This window comes from Pseudomonas sp. (assembly GCF_026224925.1).
GTDB lineage: Bacteria > Pseudomonadota > Gammaproteobacteria > Pseudomonadales > Pseudomonadaceae > Aquipseudomonas.
The window spans coordinates 1-4,863 of the sequence record NZ_JAMFRV010000786.1 but is presented as its reverse complement, the minus strand read 5'-3'; the positions used below and the strand labels follow the sequence as shown (position 1 = coordinate 4,863).

At 55.9% G+C, this 4,863-nt stretch carries 6 protein-coding genes; 4 read left to right on the top strand and 2 right to left on the bottom strand.

Annotation, left to right across the window (positions count from 1 at the left end):
* From M0974_RS33030 to M0974_RS33020, 3 genes are all read left to right on the top strand, one after another.
* Window positions 1-728: YeaH/YhbH family protein (locus M0974_RS33030; protein ID WP_297846504.1), on the top strand; the 728-nt coding region annotated here is incomplete at its 5' end.
* Window positions 725-2,287 (top strand): SpoVR family protein, encoded by a 1,563-nt coding sequence (locus M0974_RS33025; RefSeq protein WP_297846502.1) that lies wholly within the window; start codon window positions 725-727, stop codon window positions 2,285-2,287. The genes M0974_RS33030 and M0974_RS33025, both read left to right, overlap by 4 nt.
* 93 nt (window positions 2,288-2,380) lie before the next feature.
* Window positions 2,381-3,610, top strand: coding sequence for a multifunctional CCA addition/repair protein (locus tag M0974_RS33020; protein WP_297846500.1), 1,230 nt, complete (start codon window positions 2,381-2,383; stop codon window positions 3,608-3,610).
* 109 nt (window positions 3,611-3,719) lie between these two features.
* On the opposite strand, the gene folK is transcribed toward M0974_RS33020, so the two are convergent.
* Both folK and folB read right to left on the bottom strand, forming a co-directional pair.
* Window positions 3,720-4,226: a 2-amino-4-hydroxy-6-hydroxymethyldihydropteridine diphosphokinase gene (gene folK, locus M0974_RS33015; protein WP_297846498.1), complete on the bottom strand. Its 507-nt coding sequence runs from the start codon at window positions 4,224-4,226 to the stop codon at window positions 3,720-3,722.
* A complete protein-coding gene (folB, locus tag M0974_RS33010) occupies window positions 4,217-4,570 on the bottom strand; it encodes a dihydroneopterin aldolase (protein WP_297846497.1) in 354 nt (117 codons plus the stop codon). Before folB ends, folK begins: the two co-directional genes overlap by 10 nt.
* Window positions 4,571-4,644: 74 nt before the next feature.
* Here folB and M0974_RS33005 point away from each other — a divergent pair.
* A partial coding sequence (locus M0974_RS33005) for a glycerol-3-phosphate acyltransferase (RefSeq protein WP_297846496.1) occupies window positions 4,645-4,863 on the top strand: 219 nt, incomplete at its 3' end.

The following is a 4,863-nucleotide window of genomic DNA, read 5'->3' as shown; positions in this document are numbered from 1 at the left end:
GCCGAGCAAAACTACGGGATTCGATCACCGAACTAGAGCGCATGAAGCGTGAAGAGCCGGATAACTTCGGCGATATTCACGACTTGGAAGCCGAGATAGAACGCCTCAAATCCCGCATCCACCGCGTGCCGTATCTGGACACTTTCGACCTCAAATACAACCTGCTGGTCAAACAACCCAGCCCCAGCTCCAAGGCGGTCATGTTCTGCTTGATGGACGTCTCCGGGTCGATGACCCAAGCGACCAAAGACATCGCCAAACGATTTTTCATCCTGCTGTACCTGTTCCTCAAGCGTAACTACGACAAGATCGAGGTCGTGTTCATCCGCCACCACACCAGCGCCCGAGAAGTAGACGAGGAAGAATTTTTTTACTCACGGGAAACCGGCGGCACCATCGTTTCTAGCGCACTGAAACTGATGCAGGAAATCATGGCGGAGCGCTACCCAACCAACGAGTGGAACATTTACGCGGCCCAGGCTTCCGACGGCGACAACTGGAACGACGACTCACCGATCTGCCGCGAGATTTTGGTCAAGCAGATCATGCCCTTCGTGCAGTACTACACTTACGTGGAAATTACCCCACGCGAGCATCAGGCGCTGTGGTTCGAATACGAACGCATCAACGACGCATTTCCCGACACATTTGCCCAGCAGCAGCTGGTATCTGCCGGTGATATCTATCCGGTATTCCGAGAACTCTTCCAGCGCAGGTTAGTGACATGACCGCTAGAGAGCAGAAGCGTCAACCGCTGTCCACGGGTTCAGAGTGGACGTTCGACCTGATCCAGGCCTACGACCGGGAAATCAGCCGTATCGCCGAACGTTACGCACTGGACACTTACCCCAACCAGATTGAAGTGATCACGGCCGAGCAAATGATGGACGCTTATGCGTCTGTTGGCATGCCGCTGGGTTATCACCATTGGTCCTACGGCAAACACTTCCTCAGTACCGAGAAGTCCTACAGCCGAGGCCAGATGGGTCTGGCGTATGAAATCGTCATTAACTCCGACCCCTGCATCGCGTACCTGATGGAAGAGAACACCATCTGCATGCAAGCGTTGGTGGTGGCGCATGCCTGTTACGGCCACAACAGCTTCTTCAAGGGCAATTACCTGTTTCGCACCTGGACTGACGCCAGCTCGATCATCGATTACCTAGTATTCGCCAAGCAGTACATCATGCAATGCGAGGAACGTCACGGCATCGACGCCGTGGAAGACTTGCTCGACTCTTGTCACGCGCTGATGAATTACGGCGTCGACCGTTACAAGCGTCCGTATCCGATCTCGGCAGAGGAAGAACGCCGTCGGCAGAAAGACCGCGAAGAACATTTGCAGAAGCAGATCAATGATCTGTGGCGCACCATTCCGAAAAGCGCGGATAAAAATAGTGAGAAGGATAATGCTCGCTTCCCCGCCGAACCTCAGGAAAACATCCTTTATTTCATCGAAAAGCACGCGCCGTTGTTGGAGCCCTGGCAGCGTGAAGTAGTGCGAATCGTGCGCAAGATTGCGCAATACTTCTACCCGCAACGTCAGACGCAAGTCATGAACGAAGGCTGGGCGACGTTCTGGCACTACACGCTGATGAACGACCTCTACGATGAAGGCCTGGTGACTGACGGCTTCATGATGGAGTTTCTAACATCACACACCAGTGTCGTTTACCAACCCGGTTTTGACAGTCCGCATTACAGCGGCATCAATCCCTACACACTGGGTTTCGCCATGTACCGGGATATCCGTCGCATTTGCGAGCACCCCACTGACGAAGATCGGTTCTGGTTCCCAGACATTGCCGGAAGCGATTGGCTGGCCACCATCAAGTTCGCCATGAGCAGCTTTAAGGATGAGAGTTTCATCTTGCAATACCTGTCGCCCAAAGTCATTCGAGACCTCAAGCTGTTTAGCATCATGGACGACGATCAGAAGGACGACTTACTGGTCCCGGCCATCCATGACGAGCCCGGCTATAAGATAATTCGCGAAACGCTGGCCGCCCAATACAACTTGGGTAATCGCGAGCCCAACATCCAGATTTACAGCATCGATCGACGGGGCGACCGCTCGCTGACCCTGCGTCATCAACAGCACGACCGTAAACCGCTGGGCGAGTCTACTGATGAAGTCCTAAAACACCTGCACCGCTTGTGGGGCTTCGATATCCATCTGGAAACCCTACAAGGCGATCAGGTCATGAAAACCCACCATGTCCCACCGAGAGGCGATCACGCTGACAGTGAATATCCCCGGCTCGATTTGGCGGTCATACACCTATAGCCCTTAGGATCGTTTCAAACAGAATCATCGTTTAGGTTTTACCTCCGCAAGTACGACGCAAAGGTTATCCTGTCGCGCTTACGGAGGTTTTTTATGCAGATTTATAAAGTCGGCGGTGCGGTGCGTGACCGCCTTCTCGGCAAAGTGGTCGCCGACATTGATTGGGTCGTGGTGGGTGCCACTGCCGACGAGATGATTAAAGACGGATTCCGACCGGTTGGCGCGGATTTTCCGGTGTTTCTGCACCCTAAAACGGGCGAGGAATACGCCCTCGCCCGCACTGAACGCAAGAGCGGCATTGGCTACGGCGGCTTCACTTTCCACGCGAGCCCCGACGTTACCCTGGAAGAAGATTTGATTCGCCGCGACCTGACAATCAATGCGATTGCAGAGGACGACCAAGGCAACCTAACCGATCCTTATAACGGCCAAAAAGACCTTAAAGCGCGCATTTTGCGTCACGTTTCTCCGGCGTTTGCCGAAGATCCACTGCGGGTGCTGCGTGTTGCGCGCTTCGCCGCCCGTTATGCCCCCGATGGTTTTTCCATTGCACCCGAGACGTTGTCGTTGATGCAACAGCTCAGCGAATCAGGCGAACTTCAGGCGCTGACAGCAGAGCGCAGCTGGAAAGAAATCTCCCGCGCGCTGATGGAAAACCAGCCACAGGTCTTTATTCGTGTATTGCGTGAATGCGGGGCGCTACGGGTTCTTTTTCCCGAGGTCGACGCGCTGTTCGGCGTGCCACAACCTGCCGCCCACCACCCAGAAATCGATACCGGCGAACATGTCTTGAGCGTCCTGGAACAGGCCGCCCTTCATCAACAGCCATTGAGCGTGCGCTGGGCTTGCCTGCTGCACGATCTGGGCAAAGGGCTGACACCGGAAGAGGAATGGCCGCGGCACATCGCCCACGAACACACTGGCCTGCGCCTTATCAAAGAAGTGAATGCACGCTTCAAGGTTCCGCGAGATTGTCAGGAACTGGCGATGCTGGTGGGGCAATACCACACCCATGGTCACCGAGCGCTGGAGCTAAAAGCTTCAACCTTATTTGAGCTGCTGCAAAGCTTCGACATCTACCGACGACCCCAGCGCTTTGAGGAATTCATCGCTGCTTGCGAGATGGACGCACGGGGTCGGCTGGGATTCGAACAGCGCAGTTATCCACAAGCTGATTACCTGCGCGGCGCAGCGCAGGCTGCACGAACTGTCGCGGTGCAGGCGTTGCGCGACCAGGGTTTTGAAGGGCCAGAGCTGGGTGAAGCGCTAAAGCGCGAACGCCTGAAGGCAGTCAAAGCCTATAAGGACAACCGGCTCGGTTAACGTGATGGACCGCGCCGCCGCGCTCTTCGCGAACAAATTTGCTCCCACAGGGGGATTGCATACTTGTCTGTAGGACCGAATTCATTCGGGAAAGGTTAACCTCGGTAGATCAAGGCGTCAGCTGCTGCCCACGCCATTCAAACGATACCGGCGCCAACACCTGATCAATTTGCTGCTCCCGCCACAATATCTCAAACGTCTTGTTCACACCCGGATGCACCCGTTCCGGCGCTATCAGCGACAGCGGCCACAGCACAAATGCATTCTTAAGAATCTCCGCACGGGGCAGAATCAACCCGTCGAAATTACCCACCTGCTCGCCAAACAGCAGCACGTCGATGTCCAGCGGCAAGCCCTTGCGCTCAGGAGCGTAGCGACCGTTGTCAGCCTCGATAAACTTCAGACGGCGGTCCAATTCCATCAGTGGCAGATCAGTAAACGCCGTCACCACCAGGTTGAAAAACGGCCCGCTTTTGATCCCCACCGGCTGGCTTTCGAACACCGGCGAACAGGTCATCCCCTGCAAAAAACTATCGAGCGCTTCAAGCCCTGCGTGCAGGTGCTTTTCGCGCTCGATGTTGCTGCCGAGGCCGAGAAATATCTGAGTTAGCGGCATCCGCGCTCGATCTCCACGCCCACACCGGAAGCCGCCGCAACGGCGCCTGGCTTGGTCAGTTTGAGGTGCATCCACGGAATCTGGAACTCACTCATCAGGACTTCAGCCAGACGCTCCGCGAACGTCTCCACCAACTGAAATTGCGCCTGCTCGGCGAACGCCTGGATTCGAGCCGATACACTGGCGTAATCAAGCGCCTTGGTCAGGTCATCACCCGCCGCCGCAAGCCGATTGTCCCAGGCAAAGCTCAGGTCGAGACGCAGGCATTGGCGAATGCCACGCTCCCAATCGTAGGCGCCGATGACCGTATCGACTTCCAGACCCTCGATAAAAACTCTGTCCAAGCACTGTTCTCCGCTGCACGACAAGGGCGCAAAGCGCCGTTAGAATCAGGGCAAACTCGCCCGGAGTGGTTAGCATGTTCTGGTTACTGGCGATCCTCGCCTACCTGCTTGGCTCACTGTCCTTCGCCATCTGGCTCAGCCGACTCACCGGCAGCCCAGACCCGCGCGCCAGTGGATCAGGAAATGCCGGCGCGACCAACATGTTGCGCCTGGCAGGTAAAAAGCTCGCCGTTATCACCCTCATCGGCGACCTTTGCAAAGGCTTGCTGGCGGTACTCGTCGCCAAACTGCTT